A 21,661-nucleotide genomic window follows, 5' to 3' on the forward strand; every position below is an offset into this window, starting at 1 on the left:
GGGGCAATCAAAGTCCATTGATTATCTGTTAAAACCGTTCGTATCAAAGCTGCTCTCCTTTTGTTTGCAACATTGAATCAGAACTTAAACAGAATGGGAATCCCTAAACGTCAACAGGCCCTAATTGGTGATTAATTATTTTTTGTTGTTAAGGTTCATCTACAGTCCGCTTCAACCTGGGGAGGTTTAGGATAATGTTACGTACAATCGTGCTCGGTAGTTGTGTTTTCGTTCAAGGTATTTTCGTTCGCAATCTATCTGATGGCAAAATTGCTGTCCGCGTTGGTACGAAAATCTATGAAGGTGACCCTGTTTCACGGGTTACTGCCTAAAGAAAACATCACTCATACCAATAGAAAAAGGGAAGGCATTGGCCTTCCCTTTTTCATATCAAATGTTCGTAAGGATTACTCTAGCGAGCGTTCAACTTCTTCACGTTCAAAAATCTCGATCACATCGTCAGCGCGAATATCATCGTATTTTTCAAACGCCATGCCGCATTCCTGACCGGACTGAACCTCGGGCACTTCGTCCTTGAACCGTTTCAGGGTTTTCAATGTGCCCTCGTGGATCACGATGTCATCCCGCAACAGGCGAACACCGGCAGACCGACGGGCAACACCTTCGGTCACGATACAACCAGCCACCTTGCCAACACCGGTGACTTTAAACACTTCCTGAATTTTGGCATAGCCGATGAATTTCTCGCGGATTTCGGCGCTTAGCAAGCCAGACGCCGCCGCTTTCACATCGTCCACCAGATCATAGATCACCGAATAATAACGAATTTCGATGCCTTTTTGGTTGGCTGTTTGCCGTGCTGACGCATTGGCCCGCACGTTAAACCCGAATACAGGTGCGCCCGATGCTTCGGCCAGACCAATATCGGATTCCGTGATCGCGCCAACGCCCGAATGCAGAACCCGCACACGAACCTCATCGTTGCCGATCTTGGCCATCGCCTGAATGATAGCTTCGGCAGAACCCTGAACATCGGCCTTAACCAGAATTGGCATTTCGGCCACGTTCTCGTCGTCTTTGGCTTTCTCCATCAGCTGTTCCAGCGTGGTCGCAGCCCCGACAGCGGCGCGTTTTTCCTTGGCAGCATGTGCGCGGAATTCAGCGATTTCGCGCGCTTGTGCTTCGGTGTCTACCACGTTCAGAACATCACCGGCTTCGGGTGTACCATTCAGGCCCAGAACCTCGACCGGCACAGATGGGCCAGCTTCTTCGATACGCTCACCCTTGTCGTTGATCAGCGCACGAACACGTCCGTATTGCTCGCCGACAACAAAGATGTCACCACGGCGCAAAGTGCCGTTTTGCACCAGAACCGTCGCCACAGGGCCACGGCCCACATCCAGTTGCGCCTCGATCACCGCACCTGATGCGGCGCGATCAGGGTTCGCTTTTAGATCAAGCAATTCAGCCTGAAGGCCGATATTTTCAAGCAAGACATCAAGACCCGTGCCATTAATCGCCGAAACTTCAACATCCAGCACATCGCCTGACATTTTCTCAACGATAACTTCGTGTTGCAACAAATCTGTGCGCACTTTGTCAGGGTTGGCGTTGGGGCGGTCAATTTTGTTGATTGCAACAATCATCGGCACACCCGCCGCTTTGGCGTGGGCAATCGCCTCGATGGTTTGTGGCATCACAGCGTCATCCGCCGCGACCACCAGAATAACGATGTCGGTCACCTGCGCCCCACGGGCCCGCATTGATGTAAACGCGGCGTGGCCAGGTGTATCAAGGAAGGTCAGAAGCTGGCCATCATCAGTTGTTACCTGATAGGCACCAATATGCTGCGTAATGCCGCCAGCTTCACCAGCAACAACTTTGGCCTTGCGGATTGCATCGAGCAGCGATGTTTTACCGTGGTCAACGTGGCCCATCACAGTAATGACTGGTGGACGCGGTTTCAGGTCTTCTTCTTTGTCTTCAACCGCGTGGATCACATCCTCAACATCTGCATCAGACACGCGCACAATCTTGTGGCCGAATTCTTCGACAATCAGTTCAGCAGTATCGGCATCAACGGATTGGTTTTGTGTCACCATCATGCCCATGTTCATCAGCGCCTTGACCACATCAGCCACACGTTCAGCCATGCGGTTCGCCAGTTCGGAAACCACAATCGCCTCGGGCACCTGAACATCGCGGATCACTTTTTCATGCTCGACAGGGCCACCCATCGCCTTAAGGCGTGCACGTTCCTGCTTGCGTTTGATCGCAGCCATAGAACGTTGCCGCCCACGGTCACCAGACAGCGCCTGATTTAGCGTCAATTTGCCAGAGCGGCGGCCATCATCGCGGCCTTTGCCGCCCTTGTTCTGGTTCTGGCGATCACGGGCTTCTTGGTCGGCCTTGCGAGGGGCCGATGACGGCTTGCCAGCCCCACCGCCACGCGGTGCTTCATTCGATACGCCAGCATCCGCTACGGTGGGCTGCGCTGCAGCTTTGGCGCGCGTTACAGCTGCCGCTGCCTCGGTGCGCTTGCGCTCATCGTCTTCGGCTTTGGCTTTTACACGCTCTTCGCGTTCTTTTTCTTCGCGCTCTTTCGCTTCGGCGTCCGCCTTGCGGCGCTCACGCTCGGCAGCACGCGCATCGTCTTCTGCTTTGCGGGTTGCGGCATCCTCGACTTCGCGGGCCTTGGCAACCTTCAGCGCTTTCAGCCGACGTTCCATTTCAGTATCAGAAATACCTGCGGGACGTTTGGCCGGGTCACTTTTCACAACCTTGTTGCTACCGCCCACAGATGGCTTGGCCATCCCCGGTTTGGGCACAACAATACGCTTGCGCTTGGTTTCCACCACGACATTCTTTGTGCGCCCGTGACTAAAGCTTTGCTTTACATTCCCGGGGCGGGCACCGCCGCCGATACCCAATGTCTTTTTGCCGTCATTTTCACTCATCTGTGGTCCTCAAACCCTTCTTGGTGGCATTTCCACCAGCATTTCTGCGCAAGCCTTTCAGCTTTGCTGCTTCCTCTACAACACGTTTTGTGAGTCCACCAGCCGCAAGCGCGCCATGTATCACATTTTCCCGCCCAAAAGCCAAACCCAATTCGCTAGCGGTCAAAACCCCGATAAAAGCGTTTTCTCCGTCGGGCGCTCGTAACTTGGTTTTGCCACGAATAGAACCGTCACTCGCCTGTATCAAAACCCGTGCCCGTTCCTGCATCAGCCAACTTTTGACCTTTTCGTACCCCATCACCGCGCGGCTCGCTTTGCGGGTGAGCGAGATCAGGTCAACAACACGCCGCGCAAGGCCGGTTTCCACATCGTCAATCAACCCGTCCGGCACCGTTACGGCCTGTTTCGCGCCCCGCGCAAAAAGCCCCTTTTTAACGGCTGTTTCAAGCGTGCTGCGATCAGCAGAGACCCAGATGCCCCGCCCGGGAAGTTTTTCCAGCAGGTCAGGCACGATCTGGTCATCTGGTCCCACAACAAATCGGATCAGCCCGCATTTAGGCTGTGTATCACCCGTGACGATACAGCGCCGTTCCGACGCATCCCGATTTTTGTTTTGACCACCGCGAGTCATTCAACAAATCCTGAGGCCTGAGATCAGACCTCAGTCTCCGGTGTTGCTTCGCCATCTTCTTCTGCTTCGGTGTCTTCCTCGGACACCAGATCAGCCGGATCAACCCAGCCCAATGAGATACGCGCGGTCATCACCATGTTTTGCGCTTCTTCCAATGACACATCGAATTTTTCAAGCACGCCGTCATCCTTGACGCGCTCGCCGTTCACTGTGGTCCAGCCACCGGACAACTCCCAGTCCGCACAAGTTGCGAAATCTTCCAGTGTTTTAACTCCATCTTCGCCCAGCGCTTCCAGCATTTGGGGTGTCAGACCCTCGAATGCAACCAGACTGTCCTCGACACCCAATTCACGGGCGTGGTCCATTGCCCGCTTGTTGGCGGCTTCCAGATTGTCACGTGCCCGCGCCTGTAGCTCGCTGGCTGTGTCATCATCAACACCGTCGATCACCAGCAGTTCTGTAACCTCGACGTAAGCCACCTCTTCGAGCGAAGTGAAGCCCTCGGCAACCAGTAGCTGCGCGAAGAATTCGTCCACATCAAGGGCGGCCATGAACAGGGATGTGCGTTCAGTGAATTCTTTCTGGCGACGCTCTGATTCTTCAGCCTCGGTCAGGATGTCGATGTCCAGACCGGTCAGCTGGCTGGCAAGGCGCACGTTCTGACCGCGACGACCAATGGCCAATGAAAGTTGCTCGTCAGGCACAACAACTTCGATGCGCTCGGCTTCTTCATCCAGAACAACCTTGGTCACTTCGGCGGGCTGCAACGCATTCACTAGGAAGGTCGGCGCATCTTCGTTCCACGGGATGATGTCGATTTTCTCACCCTGAAGTTCATTCACAACAGCCTGAACACGGCTGCCGCGCATCCCGACGCAGGCACCGACAGGATCGATTGAGCCGTCATAGGAGATCACAGCAATCTTGGCACGAGAGCCGGGATCACGGGCAACAGCCTTGATTTCGATGATGTTGTCATAGATTTCCGGTACTTCCATTTTGAACAATTCAGCCATGAATTGCGGGTCGGTGCGCGATAGGAAAATCTGCGGGCCACGAACCTCGCGGCGCACTTCCTTGATGTAGCAACGGATGCGATCATTCGGGCGATAGCTCTCGCGGCCGATTTTCTCGTTGCGGCGCAGGATGGCTTCGCCACGACCCACATCGACAATAACATTGCCGTATTCCTCGCGTTTGACCACACCGTTGATGATTGTCCCGGCACGATCCTGAAACTCTTCGAACTGACGGTCACGTTCGGCTTCGCGTACTTTTTGCAGGATCACCTGTTTGGCAGATTGCGCGGCGATACGGCCCATTTCAACTGGCGGCACTTCTTCTTCAAAAGTGTCACCAATGGAAGGGTTATCCAAATATTCGCCAGCTTGGTCGATGGTGAACTCGGCTTGGTAGTTCTCCAGCTCTTCCTCGGCCACAACAGTGCGGAACCGTTTGAACGTGGCCTTGCCAGTCTTGCGGTCAATAAACACGCGAATGTCCATTTCCATGCCGTAACGCGATTTCGCAGCACGAGCGAGGCTCTCTTCCATCGCTTCGATCACCAGTTCGGGATCGATCATTTTCTCGCGTGCGACCGCCTCGGCGGTTTGCAGCAGTTCTAGTTGGTTTGCACTGGTAATAGCCATTTTCAGCCCTCTTAGGTGTCCGTATCAGTGGTTTCAATATCGTCAAAATCATCTTCGTTTATCTCGCCGCTCGTCTTGCGTTGGCGCAACATTTCGGCAATCAGTTCATCCGTCAAAACAAGTTTCGCGTCAGACAGCCAATCGAATTTCAGCCCGATTGTGCCCTCGGCAATAGTGATCAGAACCTCGTCGTCATTGGTGCCAGCCAGCACACCCTTAAAACGGCGCCGACCATCGACCAACTCATCAGTCTCGATTTTGGCCTCGTAGCCGTTCCACATATCAAAGTCCTTGAAACGGGTCAGCGGGCGGTCAATGCCGGGGCTGGAAACCTCAAGCGCATAGGGGTCTTCAAACGGATCCTCAACATCCAGTATAGCAGAAACCGCTGTCGAAATCTTGGCACAATCATCAACCTCGATGCCACCATCGGGACGCTCGGCCATAATTTGCAACGCTTTGGTTTTGCCGCCCTGCATCCGCACGCGCACCAGCTCGTACCCCAGACCCTCGATGACGGGTTGGATTATTTCGGCCAGTTTTCGGTCGATAGCTGCTTTGGCGATCAGGTCAGTCATTTTATTCCAGTTGCAATGCTTACACACAAAAAAACGGGCGCGCGGCCCGTTGTAAATTCCGGTGGGCGCTGGGGGTGGAAGCCAGCGCGCCGCTGTTAAGAGGGATATAGGGGAATGCGGGTGAGTCTGCAAGGGGGAATCAATCACGCGAGGCCCAGCCTATAGCGATATGAAATTTACGCCGGGCAAATGCTCTATTCGCTCGATGTCATCGTCATATATTTCTGTCAGTGCATCAACCGTATCTTCTGTCCAGCCGGGCAGGTCTATTTCTTCTTCTACCGCCTCGTCCACGTAGAATTTTTCCAGAAAAATTCCCCTGATCCTGCGGCGTTGGATTTCACTTAGCTCAGGGCGTTCATCCAGATATTTGGCCAACAGATCGATCCCGTCCTGCGACATGATTTCACGAATAACATCAAGCTCCCCGTTAAGCCGGGTTTGCGGGTCTAATCCTGCGATTTCACGCAGAATAGTGGGCCATATTATAGGAGTATCCTCATTGCACCAAACGGTGATCGGACATTCGGGGTTTTCCTTTTGAATGCGGGATATAACGTCGGACCAGCGAACGTTTGCCAGTTCCATATTGTCTATAAACTGCTCATAATTCTTTTCGGTTTGCGCCGTAAACACAGCAGGAATAAAATTTGCCAGATTGGATATTCCAAGGAAAAACTCACACGGGTTGTCAGGAAATAAATCGCGAATTCTTGCAGTGTTGCTGGCCGCATTTCTATAAAATATACCGCCGTAGAACATCCACGCCGGCACACCCAGAAACCTGCTGTTCGACATAATCAGTCGGTCTACTTCCTGATTTCTGATAATTGATCCAAGCAGGCTTTCCTGATCAACGATTGATGGTTCTTCGCCTTTTAGTTCAGCAATCATTTCGTCCAGCAGCGGTCTATATTCTTTTGGCCGTCGCAGCATGACGCCATTTTCTGCCAGCAAAGCCGCATCTTTTCGCAAAGACCATGTTACCAGTTCATTATCGGTATGGGGTGCCCCCAAATGGTAGACGATGTTTATATCCGTGCGCATTCTTGCTGCTGCCTAGTCTGTTTCATGCCTGCGCCAACGTATCACTATTATCAAAGGCGGCTCAAGCTGTTGCTAGTCATTGGCAATGCGGGCCAGCATTTTCTGGAAAAACCTGTCTTTGCGTTGTGCCAGCACAAAACGGCAAACCCTGCGCGCCAATTCAGGGCGGTTGCGATCCAGTGCAAGATTGGCCAGTTCCCGTTGATAGCGCGGGAATGTGTGACGTTTGCGCAAGAGTTTGTAAAATGTCAATTGATCAAGTTCACCAAGGATGGATTTGCGGGCAATTTCCTGAAGGATGCCCATTTGCTGCAAGGAAGACCCCAACCGGTGGCCAAGCAGCGGGCAACGCCAATGGGTGACGTTTTTGCCGGTAAACCGTGCTGCATGGCCAGCATCGGGCGCGACATAGGGATCATACATCAGGTGCACGTTTTCCGATGATTGGCTGGAAATCGAGGCATCGCCATATTCGCCTGAAAAATCACGCGACCAGACCTTTTTATACCGCATTTCCCACGGCACGATTTCCTTATCCAGGGTCGATTGCGGGCTGATCACAAAAACGGTCGAACCCTTGGCGGCGGCGGAATAGGCCGCAGCGCCATAGCCCCCCATAGAGGCGCCATAAAATACCACGCGTTTGAATTGGTCAAAAAATCCACTGTCACGAAGGCGATTGAATTCGTCAGTCACCGCCCCGTCGCGAAACCACGTCCAACCGTTTGCCATGACGCCCAGCATTGACCAGTTTTCGGATTCAATAAAGGCAAAGCCCCACGGGCGACGATCATCGCGTTTGGTCATTGCAATATCAAGATTGTCAAAGGTCACAACCAGCGTATCACCGCGCGGGATATAAAGGAACGAATGTTCGCCGCAATCAGTAAAGAACCCCTTTTTACCCGCCAGCTTTTTCGCAATGACGGACCATTCGCCAACAGGTTCTGATTTTGGCTCGACCGACATAACCACCATACCGGTGTCATCGCGGGTCGGTTTGGACAGGGTATTACATCCGCCATAATCATTCAGAAACGGATAGCTGCCACTGCCCTTTTTTATATCGATCACCACACGCGAAAGCGGATGCAGCGCCTTATCCAGCAATGGTTTGATGTGCTTGATTTTATAACGCGACCCAAAATTGCCAACTGTAGCAATCACATCATAGGATTTTAACATCCGCTGTTTGGTCACCAGCCTGATTGCAGATTTTTCAACTCCGGCCTTTTGCAGTTTTTTCAGATATCCCCTTATGTCTTTGGTTGGCTCGATATACTTGGCTTCGCTGTCCAGACATATCACGTCAATCTTGCTGGCGAACCGATTATGCAACGCAATCGCAAGGTCGGGCGCACCACCGTTGATATCGGCAATACGCGGCACCTCGTCCAGATCGAGCGCTTGCAAAATAGTCTTGGTATCAACCATCAACGCGGGCCAAAACGGTGGAATATTTCTGATGCTTGGCCAGCACCTCGACAGCACCGAAGGATTTCATATCGGCAATCCCGCCCGACCCTTTGCGAATGTCCAGAACGACGGCCCCGCCCTTGGAAACCTGTTTGCCAAAGAACGCATCATAAGTTGCGACCGGATAGTGAAAACCACAGGACGCAAGGCTGATAGCCAAATCAAAATTGCCAATGCCTGATACTTTTTTCTTATTCGGGTTGATCAAGGTAATTTTCTTTTTGGGCACACCGTTTTTGGTCAGAAATTTCTGCGCTTTATCAAGGCTGGCATAACCCGAACCGGAATCAGCAAATCCAAAATGGCGGTCTTTGCTTTCCTCGATGTCGATCAGGGTAATGTTGGATTTATAGCGATTATATAGAAACAAATCGGCAAAGGCGTAACCGCAGCCGATATCAGCAATTTTCTTTGGTTTATTATCATCAGTGGATTCAACAAAGAATTCACATTCGCGGCGCGCAACCTCCAGAGCTTCGTTCAAAATGGCATCGCGATTTTCCTGTGCGTATTTCTGTAATGGTTTGTCGTTGCCATCCAGCCAGTCGCGGATTTCCTGCCCGACATCGCCAACTTCGGAGCGTTGCAAAATCAGGTTGGCCACATCGGCATCATCAAACATCGAGAAATCCACGTCGCGAATCGGGGCAACAATGTTTTTTTTCTGCATCATATGGGCCGTCCTTTCAGGGTTTATTTTATGGCGTTTGCACAATTCGGCAACATAGCAGCCTTCTGGCGGCACGCCTCCATATTTGGCGGCAATATTTCTAAACCGGCGACCCCAGAAATGGATCGAAAGGGTGTCGTCCTTGATCATTGCGCGGGCTTTGTCGCGGCGGTTGGGGTTAAGCGTGACACCGGCAATAGCAAACGGCACCGGATAGATCACATGCTTGTCTTGGGAATGCTTGATTTCACCAGTATCCTTCAGGAACCATGTCAGCGCATCCGGCCCCCACACACCCCACGGCATCAAGGAAACATGCATCCCCTCGCCTTTGTCTTTCAGGGCTTGCAGTTCTGCTTTGTTGTCCTCTGATAGCCATGGTGGAATTGGATATTCATCGCTGGTGAATTTGATCATCGCCGCAAGCGTTTTACTGGTTTTGGGCAAGCGCAAAACACCGTTGTTCACCTGTGGGGTTTTATCGGAAATCCAGCCGTGGAAATGTTTGCCTTTTTTGATGTCCCAAGGCTGGCAACAAAACGCATCGGTATCAGCCCAGATATAATCGGTCTGTTTCAGCATATGCAGCCGGAACACATCGGCATGATAGGCAGGGCTGCCGGTGCGGGCGTGGCGGATGATCTTCTTGCTGGGCAGCACATCATCGGCATCGGCAATTTTCACACCCTTTGGCACGCCTTTAACCTTGCCATAGGTGTAAAGAACCACCTCATGTCCGTGATCCAGAAATGATTGCAGGCACAGTTGTTCCAGCCAACTAAGTTCAGGACCGATCCAGAGAGTGCCTATTGTCGGGAGTGTCATGAAATTCCTCAATGTGGCCAGCCATTTGGCCTATTCGTTGTTGCGATATAATTGTGCCCATATTGCGCAAAATATGTCGTTTATTGATAGTTTTGTCAACGCAAGGGAAACAATGTGCTGCCCTCTGTTACCACGCTGTGACTAATGAGTCGTTTCGCCTTTATCGACCGTGAAAAAGAATTCTTCATCGGGGTTTTTATTTACGATTTCATCGGGCACCACCTCGGGCCCAAGCAGGAAAATATTCGCCCCGAAATGGGCATGCATTTTGGATAGCTTCTCAAGGCGTGTGCTGGTCAGTTCTTTGTAGAACGCAGCATAGTTTTCGCCTGCCTTCAGCGCCTTGATTTTATCACTATGCATTTTGACGGAATGATTGTGCGCGGCGGCAATTTCCGGATCTGCCATCATCGCGTCCAACTCGGCACGAACAGCGGGGATCATCCGCTGAATTGTATTTTCCTTCATTGCGTTGTTGTTCATCCTGAACCAATAGGCCATGCCCTGATCACGGTCGACATGGTTCACCCGCCCACGGTCACGTTTTACCAGAAAACTCTCGGCGCAGCGCACCGCATAATGGTTCAACTGCACCAGATCATAGCCATAGGTCGTGGCGGTCGACCGCCAGCCATTGCGATACATGTTGCTGGGCATCGGTTTGCCCGACCCGTTGACCCAATTGATGTCTTCCCACAGTTGCGGCTTTAGCCCCTTTGGCCGATGCACGCCCATCTTTTTGAAAATACCGACGTTGTGAAACAGGGTTTTGAAGCCCCACGCCTGATGTGGTTTGCGGATCAGTTCATGGGCGCAAAGATCGTAATCCTCGATGATCAGGCCGTCTTTGAAGTGGTGAATATCGCTGTTGCCAAACAACCGCCAGGTTATCGAAATCATGTTGGCATCACCGATGGCATTATAGAGGTCAGGCAACCGCCCGTCACCGCATTTAATATTGATGAATTCGTCAACGTCCATACAGATTAACCAATCGGCGCCTCTAATCATCGGCTCGTCATCAGACGCTTGCAGCGCCGCGTGCTGTGGTTTTAACCCGCTGGTTTTGAACGGGTTTTCGCGATGCTGAACAAACCCCTTATCTTGTAGCATCTGAAGCATGGTGTCGGTGCCATCCGTGCAATCATTAGTGTAAACCAGAAAATCCTCAACCCCGATGGCACGATGATAAGCCAGCCATTCCAGAATAAACGGACCTTCGTTTTTCATCGTGGTGACAATAGCGGTGCGGTTGGTTTCACGGCATTTTTGACCGGCGTTTTCTTCGGGGGTGCGCACGGGTTTGTGGTTGAATATCTTTTTTGACAACACCAATAGATTTTCATCTTCGATCAGGCTGGTTTTGGGCACAATTTTGGACACAGTATCGGTCGGGTGGCGCAGGGCCATACAACGCAAATATGGTGCGGCCTCATCCGGTGCGGGAACAGCACCAACCACGCGGATCAGCCGCCAAACCACATTTTCCTTGGCGGTTGCTGGCGCAATACACCAACGCCGGCGTGTGCCTTTGGCATCAAACTGACGGCAAATATGGTCGCCAAATTTCGTGGGTTTATTATTGCGAACCCGCCACGGGTAAATCTGGTGCCCGTCCATCTGAATGCACCCTTGGCTGGCGGCAACCGCACGATCAAAGATGTTTTTGCCTTTGCGGATCACCACCAGATCATACATTTCGATGTTCATCACCGCGCGGGCATGGTCAAGGAACCGTGCGCGAACCAGTTCAAACAGCTGGAGTTCACCCAGCGGAGAATTCCACGCGTCCCCCGGCGGAACTTCCATCCGGTCCTTGCCCGGTGCTCCCGGCACATTAAAGGGGTGCGATTCAGCGGGCAGATCAGCTTTGCCCAGCGGCGCTTTGCTGCCGAGCAGCACAAGGCGTTTCAAACCCTTGATCTTGGCCGCTTTGTTTTTCAGTTGATTGCCGTAGGATTTATCGCTGTTCGGTTTGGCGCGATCCAATATTAGCGCGGCGTTCATCCCGTGATGGGTAACGTGATAGTTCAGCCAATCCAGCGTGGTTTCAATCGATTCCCCATTGCGGATGACAAAGCCAACGTTCAGCCCCGCAAACAAGTCCGTTTCGGGGGGGGCGGATTTTATTTTTAGCGTGGTGCCAGCAATATTTATCGTTACAGGGCCATTGCTGCCTTTGGCGATACAATTCAGCATCGGGGCATCACCAATACTGCGCATGTCCATTACCTCAAGCCCCTTGCCAGCACGAAATTTGTCCGGCGGGGTGCCCGCGGCAAAGAACAGCTGCATGGTGCGGTTTTCACCATCAGGATGCGCGATGACGTCAAGCAACGTAACGTCATCCTTCTGCTGCACATTCAGGGTGCGGCGCAGGAATACATCGGGTTTTTGTGCGGCTTTAGCCATCTGATTGCTGGGCCTTTATAATCCGGCTGATCTGGGTTCTAGCCAGCGCAGGTGTCGGTGGGTGGCTACTGGCGTTTAGTGACAAGTGCCAGAAAAGCTGAATATCATCCCGATTGGTCATCGTTTCGTTAAACCGAGCCTGATGTATTTCAAAGGCTTTTGTATGCAGATTAGAGACTGTTTTATCTTGCTTCAGCTCATCCAGCTTGACCTGTGTCGCCGCAACCATGTGATGGATGCTGTTATCCTCAACCGTATTGAAATTCCGTTCGGCCCAATAACCCAGCCCGATTTCACGTTCCATATGGTTGGGCAACCCGCGGGCACGTTTGACCATAAAGGATTCAGCGGATCGCAGTGAGTAATGGTTTAACTGCACCAGATCTGCGCGGACCGGAATGCCAAACATATTGATGCGGCCATCCTTTTTGGCGAAACCCTCTGGCAAGCGGTTGCCACCACCATCAACCCAATACGGCAAACGGTCCTTGGCGCGCTTGGGGCGATGCACCCCGATTTGACGGAATGCAGACGGACGAAACAAGGATTTGAAGAAATGGGCCAATGGCAGTTGGATGTCGACAGGTGCGGCGTATGTAAAGCGCTGGATCGTCATTTCATCACGCATTTCAATCTGGCCAGAATGGCCAAACAATCGCCACGGCATGGCGACCGCATCGGTGTCTTTGGGCAGTTTTGCGATCAGATCTTGCAATGTGCCCAGCGGCGCACGCAGGTTGATAAATTCGTCACAATCCGTCACCAGAACCCAGTCAGCAGTGGCCACCAGTGGATGGTCCGAAGCATGCTTTAGTGCTTGCCATTGCACAGTGCGTTTTCCTATGGGTGACTGGCGAATATGCGTCACTAATCCAGCATTTTCCAACGCATCTAGCATCAGATCAGTGCCATCATCACAATCGTTTGTGTAAATCAAAAAGTGGCCGACACCTGCAGCCAAATGGTGGGCAATCCATTCAAGACAATGGGGTCCCTCATTACGCATGGATGTTATCGCAAGGATATCCAAAACCAGCCCTTTTTCTAGTTATCAAGATTGTTGATCATGTCTTTTCGTCCGATTGAAACATAGACTTCGAAACCGGCGCGTTTGGCATCTTTGGCACTATAGATATTGCGCAAATCAGCCATACGGGGCTTGGCCATTTTCTTGGCCATGCGTTTCAAATCCAGTGCGCGAAATTCATTCCATTCGGTCAGTAAAACCACCACATCGGCATTGTTCACCGCCTTATAGGCATCATCAAGCCAATGCACGCCGGGCAACAGTTCGGCGGCCTCGCGGTGACCCTGGGGATCAACAACGCGCACTTTAGCCCCTCCACCAACCAAGGCCGGCACAATCGTTAACGCTGGCGCGTCGCGCATATCATCGGTGTTGGGTTTGAAGGTCACCCCCAGAATGGCAATAACTTTGCCGTTCACCGTGCCATCACACAGGTCCATCACCTTATCGATCATCCGACGCTTGATTTCGTCGTTCACCTTGATCACTGTTTCTGTGATCTGCATCGGCATGGCATGCTCTTGCCCCATCCGCGCCAGCGCGCTGGTGTCTTTTGGAAAACACGAACCACCATACCCCGGCCCCGCATGCAGAAATTTATCACCAATGCGCCCGTCCATACCCATACCCTTGGCCACTTGTTTCACATCGGCACCAGTGCGTTCGCACAGGGCGGCGATTTCATTGATGAAAGTAATCTTGGTCGCCAGAAATGCATTGGCGGCGTATTTGATCATCTCGGCTGATTCCAGATCGGTATAGATCACCGGAAAATCACGCAGCGAAAGCGGGCGATAGATATCGTCCATCACATCCTTGGCGCGATCAGATTGCAGGCCGACGACCACACGATCGGGGCGCATAAAATCGTCAATAGCGGCACCTTCGCGCAAGAATTCAGGATTGGATGCAACATCGAATTCGGCCTTGGGGTTGGTCTTGCGGATTACCTGTTTCACTTGCCGGTTTGTGCCCAATGGCACGGTCGATTTGGTAACAACAACAGTGTAACCGGTGATCGCATTCGCAATTTCCTCGGCTGCGGCATAGACATATGTCAGATCGGCATGGCCATCACCACGGCGGGTTGGCGTGCCAACCGCAATGAACACCGCATCGGCACCAGTCACCGCCGCTATTAGATCTTGAGTAAAGGAAAGCCGCCCGTCTTTGACATTTTTGGCCATCAACTCGTCCAGACCAGGCTCGTAAATCGGGACCTCGCCGCGTTCCAGCATGGCAATTTTATCAGGGTCTTTGTCGACACAAATCACATCATGACCGAAATCGGAAAAACAAACACCTGACACCAGTCCGACATACCCTGTGCCAATCATCGCAATACGCATCACACTCTCCGAAACTTGCCTGTTATTTTTTTCCTATGGGATGTCGCAGCGTACCTGTTTTGTCAACGCAATGCCCTGATCCTGTTACGATTAATATCATATGTGGTTGATCGGACTCTAATGTCCCAAGCGAAATTTACGCCACTGCGAGCCTATTTAGGCCTATTATACAAATCTGTTCACATAATTTTCTAGAATTTCCTGTCGGCCGGAACACGGTTGCGGATTTATGTCCTGATCCAGAACCCAGGCGGTAATACTATCAAGCGTTGCGTTTTTCAGCATATCTTTGGCGCTGTCTGTTTGCCAACCTGCGTAGCGCTCGGTCAGCGCATCTTCCAACCCGCCATCCTTTAGCATCGCTGCCGCTGCCTTTAGCCCGCGCGCGCAAATATCCATACCGCCAATATGGGCCGCGATCAGGTCAACAGGATCCAGTGATTGGCGCCGCAGTTTAGCGTCAAAATTGGTGCCGCCAGTGGTAAACCCGCCGGATTTCAGGATGTGGTAATAGGCCAGCGCGACCTCGGGTGTGTTGTTGGGAAACTGGTCGGTATCCCAGCCGGATTGGTAATCATTGCGGTTCATGTCGATCGACCCAAAAGCGCCCAGCGCAATGGCCGTGGCGATTTCATGTTCAAAGGAATGGCCAGCAAGGATGGCGTGGCCTTGCTCCAGATTCAGCTGCACTTCGCCTTCTAGCCCGTATTTCTGGATAAAGCCAAAACAGGTGGCCGCGTCATAGTCATATTGGTGTTTTGACGGCTCTTGTGGTTTGGGTTCCAGCAGGATCGCACCTTTGAATCCGATCTTGTGCTTATACTCAACCACCATGTTCAAAAACCGGCCCATATGGTCCAGTTCCGATTTCAGATTGGTGTTCAACAAGGTCTCGTACCCCTCGCGCCCACCCCACAGCACATAGTTTTGCCCGCCCAACCTGTGGGTCGCATCTATGCAGGTTTTTACGGTCGCGGCGGAATAGGCAAACACATCCGGATCAGGATTGGTCGACGCTCCCGCCATAAAGCGGCGGTTGGAAAACAGATTGGCAGTGCCCCAGAGCAGCTGTGTTTTGCTAGTTTCCATTTTGCTGGCAAAATAGTCGACCATTTCAGCAAGGTTGCGGGTGCTTTCGGCAAAATTTGCGCCTTCGGGCCGCACATCGGCATCGTGAAAACAAAAGAACGGCACATTCAGGATATCGAACATTTCAAAGGCGACATCAGCCTTTAATTTGGCCAGTTCCATACCATCCCCAAACCAAGGGCGTTGAAAGGTTTCACCCCCGAACGGATCGGTGCCGGGCCACGCGAAGGAATGCCAATAGGCCACAGCAAAACGCAGGTGGTCCTGCATCCGTTTGCCCATGATGATTTCGTCCGCGTTATAGTGGTGAAAGGCCATCGGGTTTGTGCTGTCCGGACCCTCGTATTTAATCTGGGTGATGTCACCGAAAAATCCGGTCATGTTAAAATCCTTTCAAGGCTGGATAGGCCGCGCGGAAATGTTGGTAAGCATCGGCGTATGCATTTAGTTGGGCCTTGTTAGGCTCTATTCTTTGTGAAATTTGGGGGGAGGTACATACAGATGCAGGGGCACCTGTTGCCGCCATCAGCCCCAAACGGGCAGCACCGAAGGCAGCGCCAAAATCACCATCTTGCGGGATGTCGATTGGCAGATTCATAGCGGTTGCGATAGCAGCCAGCCAATAGTGCGATTGTGCTCCGCCACCTACAGCCAACAGGCGGGTAATATTGGTGCCCGTGCTGCGAAGCGCTGCAAGGTTATCACAAAAAGCAAAGGCGACACCATTCAGCACCGCACGTGTCAGGGCGGGACGATCATCACTGTGGGAAAGGTTCAGGAAAGCGCCGCGCATGGCAGCGTCATTATGCGGTGTGCGTTCGCCACCCAGATAGGGCAGAAATTGTATTCGGGTTGGAGTGTGCAGTTCAGGGCCAAGCTCGGCAGTTAATTCCTGCGCGGAGCGACCTGTAATTTTACCATACCATTCCAACGAATCCGTGGCCGACAGGATCACGCCCATCTGGTGCCATGTGTCTGGCAAGGCGTGGCAAAACGTATGAACCGCACTTTCTGGCTTCGGCAGGTAGGAATCATTGGCGGCAAACAATACGCCGGATGTGCCAAGTGATAAAAACGCCTGATCACCCTTAACAACCCCCATGCCAATGGCCGACGCTGCGTTATCACCCGCACCACCCGCAACGATGATGCTCTTGGGTAGGTTCCAGCGGGCCGCAAGGGAATCGCGCAGTTGACCAGCGGGGGCATTCCCCTCGGCTAGCATTGGCATCTGGGAGCGGGTCAGGCCGGTAGCGGCAAGTAACTCGTCTGACCAGTCACGTCTACCAACATTCAACCAACTGGTGCCAGCGCTGTCGGACATATCGGAAATGGCATCACCCGTCAGCCATAGGCGCAGGTAGTCTTTGGGCAGCAAAACCTTGTCAATTTCAGCAAACGCTTTGGGTTCACGGTGCTGCAACCACAGCAGCTTTGGTGCGGTGAAGCCGGGGAATACAATATTACCAGATTGAGCACGAAAGGCTGGATTAGTGTCTAATTTAGTGGCCTCAACATGGCTACGTGTGTCATTCCACAAGATACATGGGCGAATGGCGTGGCCCAATTTATCAACCAGTGTCGCACCATGCATTTGCCCCGATAGGCCAATGCCATGCAAACCTGCCATTTCGCTCGGGAAGGTGTGGGTAAGGGTGCTGATCACGTCTTCGGCAGCGGCGATCCAGCTATCGGGATCCTGCTCGCTCCAACCATCATAGGGCCGCGTGACGGTTAGCGGGGCACTAGCCGAACCGATGGTATTTTGATCGGCGTCGATCAACATCCCCTTAAGGCTGGAGGTGCCCAGATCAAGGCCGAGATACATGGTGCTTTGCCCCGCTTGCGTTTTTATAATTCCAGTGTCACATATTATTTCGATGATAAAATTAAATCAACAATTGATCTGGGCTGGCGTGTTTGGTTTGGCAATGTCGGGCGTAATGGCAGCACAAGAGTTCGCGCCAGCAGTGTTTATGCAGGCGTCAGATGCGCAGATTAAACTAGGGCAGCTGTTATTTTATGACCCCTTGTTAAGCGGCAACAAAAATACGTCCTGCGCTACGTGTCACCATCCAAAGTTTGGCACATCCGACGGGGTTTCGCTGGCCTTGGGCGAAGGTGGTATTGGCCTTGGATCTGATCGGCGCATAGACCCTGAAAACATGCCGGAACAACGGATCGGACGTAACGCGCCAGCACTGTTCAATCTGGGTGCCTCCGAATTCACCGCGCTGTTTCATGACGGACGACTGCAAGTCGATGCCACGCGTCCGTCAGGCATCCGCACCCCGCTGGACGATGAAATGGTGCAAGGGTTTAGCGGTATTTTATCGGCACAAGCGATGTTTCCAGTGCTATCAGGCGATGAAATGTCAGGGCATTATTCGGAAAACGATGTAGCCCAGGCTGTGCGTCAGGGGTTTTTGGCACATCAGGGCGGCGCATGGGATATTATCGCCAGTCGAGTTGCCGATGTGCCGGAATATCGGGTGATGTTTAACGCGGTGATCGGGCCGCGTGATATCAGGTTCACCGATATATCCAACCTGATCGCGGATTTCATTGCCTATGAATGGCGAGCAGATAACAGTGCGTTTGACCGGTATTTGGCGGGCGAGCCGTTGGAGACTACAGCAGAAACGGGGCGCGACTTGTTTTATGGCAAAGCTGGATGTTCGGCGTGCCACGCGGGGCGGTTTCAGACTGATCACGATTTTCACGCTATCGCCATGCCGCAAATCGGGCCGGGCAAAGCCGCACGATTTGAAAATCATCACCGCGATGTCGGACGGATGCGGGTAACGGGGTTAGCTACGGATGCCTACCGTTTTCGCACACCTAGTTTGCGCAACATCACCGCGACCGGCCCATACGGCCATGACGGGGCTTATGCGACATTGGAAGCCGTGGTGCGCCACCATCTGGACCCCGTTGCGGGGTTGATGTGGTATGACCGAACCCAAGTAATCCTGCCAGAGTTAGCGGGGGCACAGGATTGGACGATACTGGATTCCCCTGACGAAATAGCGTTGATTGCGGCTGCGAATGAGTTGGTTCCTGTAGGGTTGAGTGACGCCGAGGTAGGTGCGGTGTTGGCATTCTTGGCTTCGCTACGAGATGAGGATAGCCTATACGGGCGACTTAGAGTTCCCGATAGTGTGCCCAGCGGATTGCCAGTAGATTAAAGTGGGTCAACTTTTAACTGATCGTCTTTGCGTGTGATGCGCAGAATCTGGTTGGTGGAAATATCGGACCATGCTGATGTGTCCCCATCAGGCCAGATGATTCGCAGGCGTAGAGCACTGGAATCACCAAGACCAAAGTGAGTGAGTGAAGCATTGCCGCTGGCATGACCTCCCCCAACAGTCAGTTCGCGTGACCATGTTGTGGTGCCGTCGGCTAGCTCGACCCACGCACCGATTGCACGCGGGTTTGTGCCATCTTGCTGCACATCAAGCAGCAGCCAGTTGCCGGAATTTTTGGTGGTGTTTTGGTAAATTTCGACGTTAGCGCGGCGGTTCACCACCGCCAGATCAAGCTGGCCATCAAGGTTTAGGTCAGCCAACGAGGCACCGCGTGAACGGTCCATTGTGGCAATACCTGCGGTTAGACCGTATTCGGTAAACCTGCCGTCGGGTGATTGCATCAACAGGTTATTCGGATCACGCATGGCACTGTCCGGCATCTGTTCGACGTTACCTTTGGCGATGAACACATCGTCCTGCCCGTCATTATCAACATCGCCAAATTCGATCTGCCAACCGGTAGACGGACGGCCATCACCCCCCGTGTAGGGGCGTTGCGCGGTGGCCCCCTGTGCATAGGGAGCGTTCAGATAGGTTGGTCCGTTTGTGGTCAAATCAGGTAGCTGCAGTTTCTGATCCCCCATTGAACTTAGGAAAACCTCGGGGCGCCCGTCTCCGGTAATATCGCGGCTGGCAATGCCCATCCCCCAGAGGCTGTATTCACGCCAACCGTCTGCTTCGGAATAAAGGCGGGGCGCATCCTGCATCGCCCACATTTGTTCAGACCCGCCACGTACATAATAGTGGCGGTCATTGCTGATACGCAGATCGGCACGACCTTGGCGGCCCCAATCCGAGAACAGCATTGAAAGCGGGCAATAGGCTGGCAAAAGCGGTGTGGTTTTGTAGCGGCCATCAGCGGGCTGCATCAGGAAATTATCATCACAAGCCATAAATGGTCCGTCCGGATCATCACGGTTTACATAGTTCCCTATGGCCAGGGTTGGCAGGGTTCGGCCCGTTTGCCATGTAGCAGAAAACGCCGTGGTCCAGTGGTTTTGGCCATCAAAGCCAAGTTCGGTAAATTCGGTGAATCTACAATCCGGCCTACCACGCAGCAATTTATTTTCGCCCACACGCATAATGAATAAATCAAGCTGGCCGTCACTATCAACATCAAGTGGATAAGCACCGGTGACCGCAGTAAGCGCCAGTGGTTCAGGTGTTTGAGGCTCTAGTGAAACAGGCGCCCCGCGTGATGTCGTGGTGTTGCGCAACAGCACGGCAGACCCTTGGCCGCCCGCGATATACAGTTCGGGAAACTGGTCACCATCACAGTCAAACGTCGCCATACCGCCACCAACAAAATATTCCCAGCCGCCGGTATATTGATGGGCAATACTAAGGGCGGAAGTCCGGTTTTCAAACAATGGCTGCGCCGCGCTTGCCGTGTTGATCAAGACAACAAGCATGGCCGCAAGATACGATTTCATACCAGTCTACCCATTCAAAACGCTGTCAGTGACACCTTCGATCGCATAAGTTGCAGCCCCCATCGCCCACATCTGGTCACCCCATTTATGCACCCGAACATCCGGCGGCGGGCCGCCCATTTGCACAATCGAATTCAGCGTACCCTGGATCACATCCTTATCATACAGATAGTCATATTTCATCCGCTCGCCCGATAGAATAATCAACTCGGGCGCAAGCACGTTGACCACATTCGCCAGTCCCATTGCAAACATGCGCCCTGCCCTGCGGAATATCGATAGCGCCAGCTCGTTACCGGCTCGTGCTTCATCAAACAGATGCTGCATTTTCTGTTCCGTCGTGGCGTCACCAAGCGGCCCCATAGTTGTGCTTGCTTCGCGTAGCAGGGCATAGTCACCGACATATGCCTCCAGACAACCCCGCTGACCACAGCGACATAACGCACCATCCAGATGCACCTTTGTGTGGCCCAATTCACCACCACCACCACGGGTACCGCGGATCAGTTTTCCGTCAATCACGATCCCCATGCCGACACCCTGTTCAATTGTGATAACGATGAAGTTTTTTGCGTCCTTACCCAGCCCGAAACGTTGCTCGGCCAAGGTTACCAGATTGGCATCGTTTTCAAGGAACACCGGAACCCCGATGGCGGTTTGCAACATGTCTTGTAGTGGCACATCCTGCGCCGTGAAGGTCGGCGACCATCTAATTATTCCAGCGGGTGCATCGACAATCCCGGGCAGACCAATCCCGACGCCTGACAATTCTTGAATGGACATGTCGGCATTTTTTAGCGCCAAAAATAATGTCGTGCGAAGAAAGGCACAGGTTTTTTCTGCGGATTGAATGGCATCCGGTGTTGGTGTTGAGAACTCAGCGATTGTAGTGCCGACAAAATCGACAATAACCACCGTTGTTGATTTACTCGACAGTTTCATACCAGCCACAAGATGGGCTTGACTTCGCAACTGCAGATCAACCCGCGGTCGCCCACGCTTTGCGATGTTTTGACCATATTCTGCAGGGATTTCTTCAATCAAATCTTTTGCAATCAGTTCAGCCGTAATACTGGTAACCGTCGCGGGGCTTAAACCGGTTTCCTGCGCGATATCGATACGCGCAACAGGCGCATTTTTCCGGATAGCGGTGAACACCGCTTTCTTGCCGGATTCGCGGCCACCAGAATTATTATCTACCCGATCAATCTTCATTTTTCGCTCCAGCACATCGGTAGTCACCAACATA

Annotated in this window: 15 protein-coding genes; 1 reads left to right on the forward strand and 14 read right to left on the reverse strand. The window is 52.6% G+C overall.

Annotated elements, in window-relative coordinates:
- Positions 1 to 407: 407 nt before the first annotated feature.
- The 12 genes from infB to xylB all read right to left on the reverse strand — a co-directional run bounded on the left by infB (position 408) and on the right by xylB (position 17,499).
- Entirely contained in the window at positions 408 to 2,918 is a 2,511-nt protein-coding gene (gene infB / locus ACWB12_RS11675; protein WP_479530260.1) for a translation initiation factor IF-2, read from the reverse strand.
- Entirely contained in the window at positions 2,911 to 3,549 is a 639-nt protein-coding gene (locus ACWB12_RS11680; protein WP_479530261.1) for an RNA-binding protein, read from the reverse strand. The genes infB and ACWB12_RS11680 overlap by 8 nt, the downstream gene beginning before the upstream one ends.
- Before the next feature lie 23 nt (positions 3,550 to 3,572).
- Positions 3,573 to 5,198, reverse strand: coding sequence for a transcription termination factor NusA (nusA, locus tag ACWB12_RS11685; RefSeq protein ID WP_479530262.1), 1,626 nt, complete (start codon positions 5,196 to 5,198; stop codon positions 3,573 to 3,575).
- Between the two features lie 11 nt (positions 5,199 to 5,209).
- On the reverse strand, positions 5,210 to 5,776 hold the full coding sequence (gene rimP / locus ACWB12_RS11690) for a ribosome maturation factor RimP (protein ID WP_479530263.1): 567 nt from the start codon (positions 5,774 to 5,776) through the stop codon (positions 5,210 to 5,212).
- Between the two features lie 159 nt (positions 5,777 to 5,935).
- Positions 5,936 to 6,733: a hypothetical protein gene (locus ACWB12_RS11695; protein ID WP_479530264.1), complete on the reverse strand. Its 798-nt coding sequence runs from the start codon at positions 6,731 to 6,733 to the stop codon at positions 5,936 to 5,938.
- A gap of 162 nt (positions 6,734 to 6,895) precedes the next feature.
- Positions 6,896 to 8,257 (reverse strand): hypothetical protein, encoded by a 1,362-nt coding sequence (locus tag ACWB12_RS11700; RefSeq protein ID WP_479530265.1) that lies wholly within the window; start codon positions 8,255 to 8,257, stop codon positions 6,896 to 6,898.
- The gene (locus ACWB12_RS11705; protein WP_479530266.1) at positions 8,250 to 9,794 is read right to left on the reverse strand and encodes a class I SAM-dependent methyltransferase; all 1,545 of its coding nucleotides are present in this window, start codon (positions 9,792 to 9,794) and stop codon (positions 8,250 to 8,252) included. The genes ACWB12_RS11700 and ACWB12_RS11705 overlap by 8 nt, the downstream gene beginning before the upstream one ends.
- Before the next feature lie 141 nt (positions 9,795 to 9,935).
- Complete coding sequence (locus tag ACWB12_RS11710; protein WP_479530267.1) at positions 9,936 to 12,206, reverse strand: glycosyltransferase family 2 protein; 2,271 nt, start codon at positions 12,204 to 12,206, stop codon at positions 9,936 to 9,938.
- Positions 12,199 to 13,212: a glycosyltransferase family 2 protein gene (locus ACWB12_RS11715; protein WP_479530268.1), complete on the reverse strand. Its 1,014-nt coding sequence runs from the start codon at positions 13,210 to 13,212 to the stop codon at positions 12,199 to 12,201. Before ACWB12_RS11715 ends, ACWB12_RS11710 begins: the two co-directional genes overlap by 8 nt.
- A 38-nt stretch (positions 13,213 to 13,250) precedes the next feature.
- Positions 13,251 to 14,582: a UDP-glucose dehydrogenase family protein gene (locus ACWB12_RS11720; protein ID WP_479530269.1), complete on the reverse strand. Its 1,332-nt coding sequence runs from the start codon at positions 14,580 to 14,582 to the stop codon at positions 13,251 to 13,253.
- 165 nt (positions 14,583 to 14,747) lie between these two features.
- Positions 14,748 to 16,052 carry a xylose isomerase gene (gene xylA / locus ACWB12_RS11725; RefSeq protein ID WP_479530270.1) on the reverse strand — a complete coding sequence of 435 codons (1,305 nt, stop codon included), beginning with the start codon at positions 16,050 to 16,052 and terminating at the stop codon, positions 14,748 to 14,750.
- Between the two features lies 1 nt (position 16,053).
- Positions 16,054 to 17,499: a xylulokinase gene (gene xylB, locus ACWB12_RS11730; protein ID WP_479530271.1), complete on the reverse strand. Its 1,446-nt coding sequence runs from the start codon at positions 17,497 to 17,499 to the stop codon at positions 16,054 to 16,056.
- Between the two features lie 52 nt (positions 17,500 to 17,551).
- Between xylB and ACWB12_RS11735 the strand changes: the two genes are divergently transcribed.
- Positions 17,552 to 18,859 (forward strand): cytochrome-c peroxidase, encoded by a 1,308-nt coding sequence (locus ACWB12_RS11735; protein ID WP_479530272.1) that lies wholly within the window; start codon positions 17,552 to 17,554, stop codon positions 18,857 to 18,859.
- On the opposite strand, the gene ACWB12_RS11740 is transcribed toward ACWB12_RS11735, so the two are convergent.
- Together ACWB12_RS11740 and ACWB12_RS11745 are read right to left on the reverse strand one after the other, a co-directional pair.
- Positions 18,856 to 20,412, reverse strand: a complete 1,557-nt coding sequence (locus ACWB12_RS11740; protein ID WP_479530273.1) for a CRTAC1 family protein — start codon at positions 20,410 to 20,412, stop codon at positions 18,856 to 18,858. The two genes, ACWB12_RS11735 and ACWB12_RS11740, sit on opposite strands and share 4 nt — an antisense overlap.
- A gap of 6 nt (positions 20,413 to 20,418) precedes the next feature.
- Positions 20,419 to 21,627 (reverse strand): ROK family transcriptional regulator, encoded by a 1,209-nt coding sequence (locus tag ACWB12_RS11745; RefSeq protein WP_479530274.1) that lies wholly within the window; start codon positions 21,625 to 21,627, stop codon positions 20,419 to 20,421.
- Positions 21,628 to 21,661: the final 34 nt, after the last annotated feature.

Source organism: Profundibacter sp. (assembly GCF_056498605.1).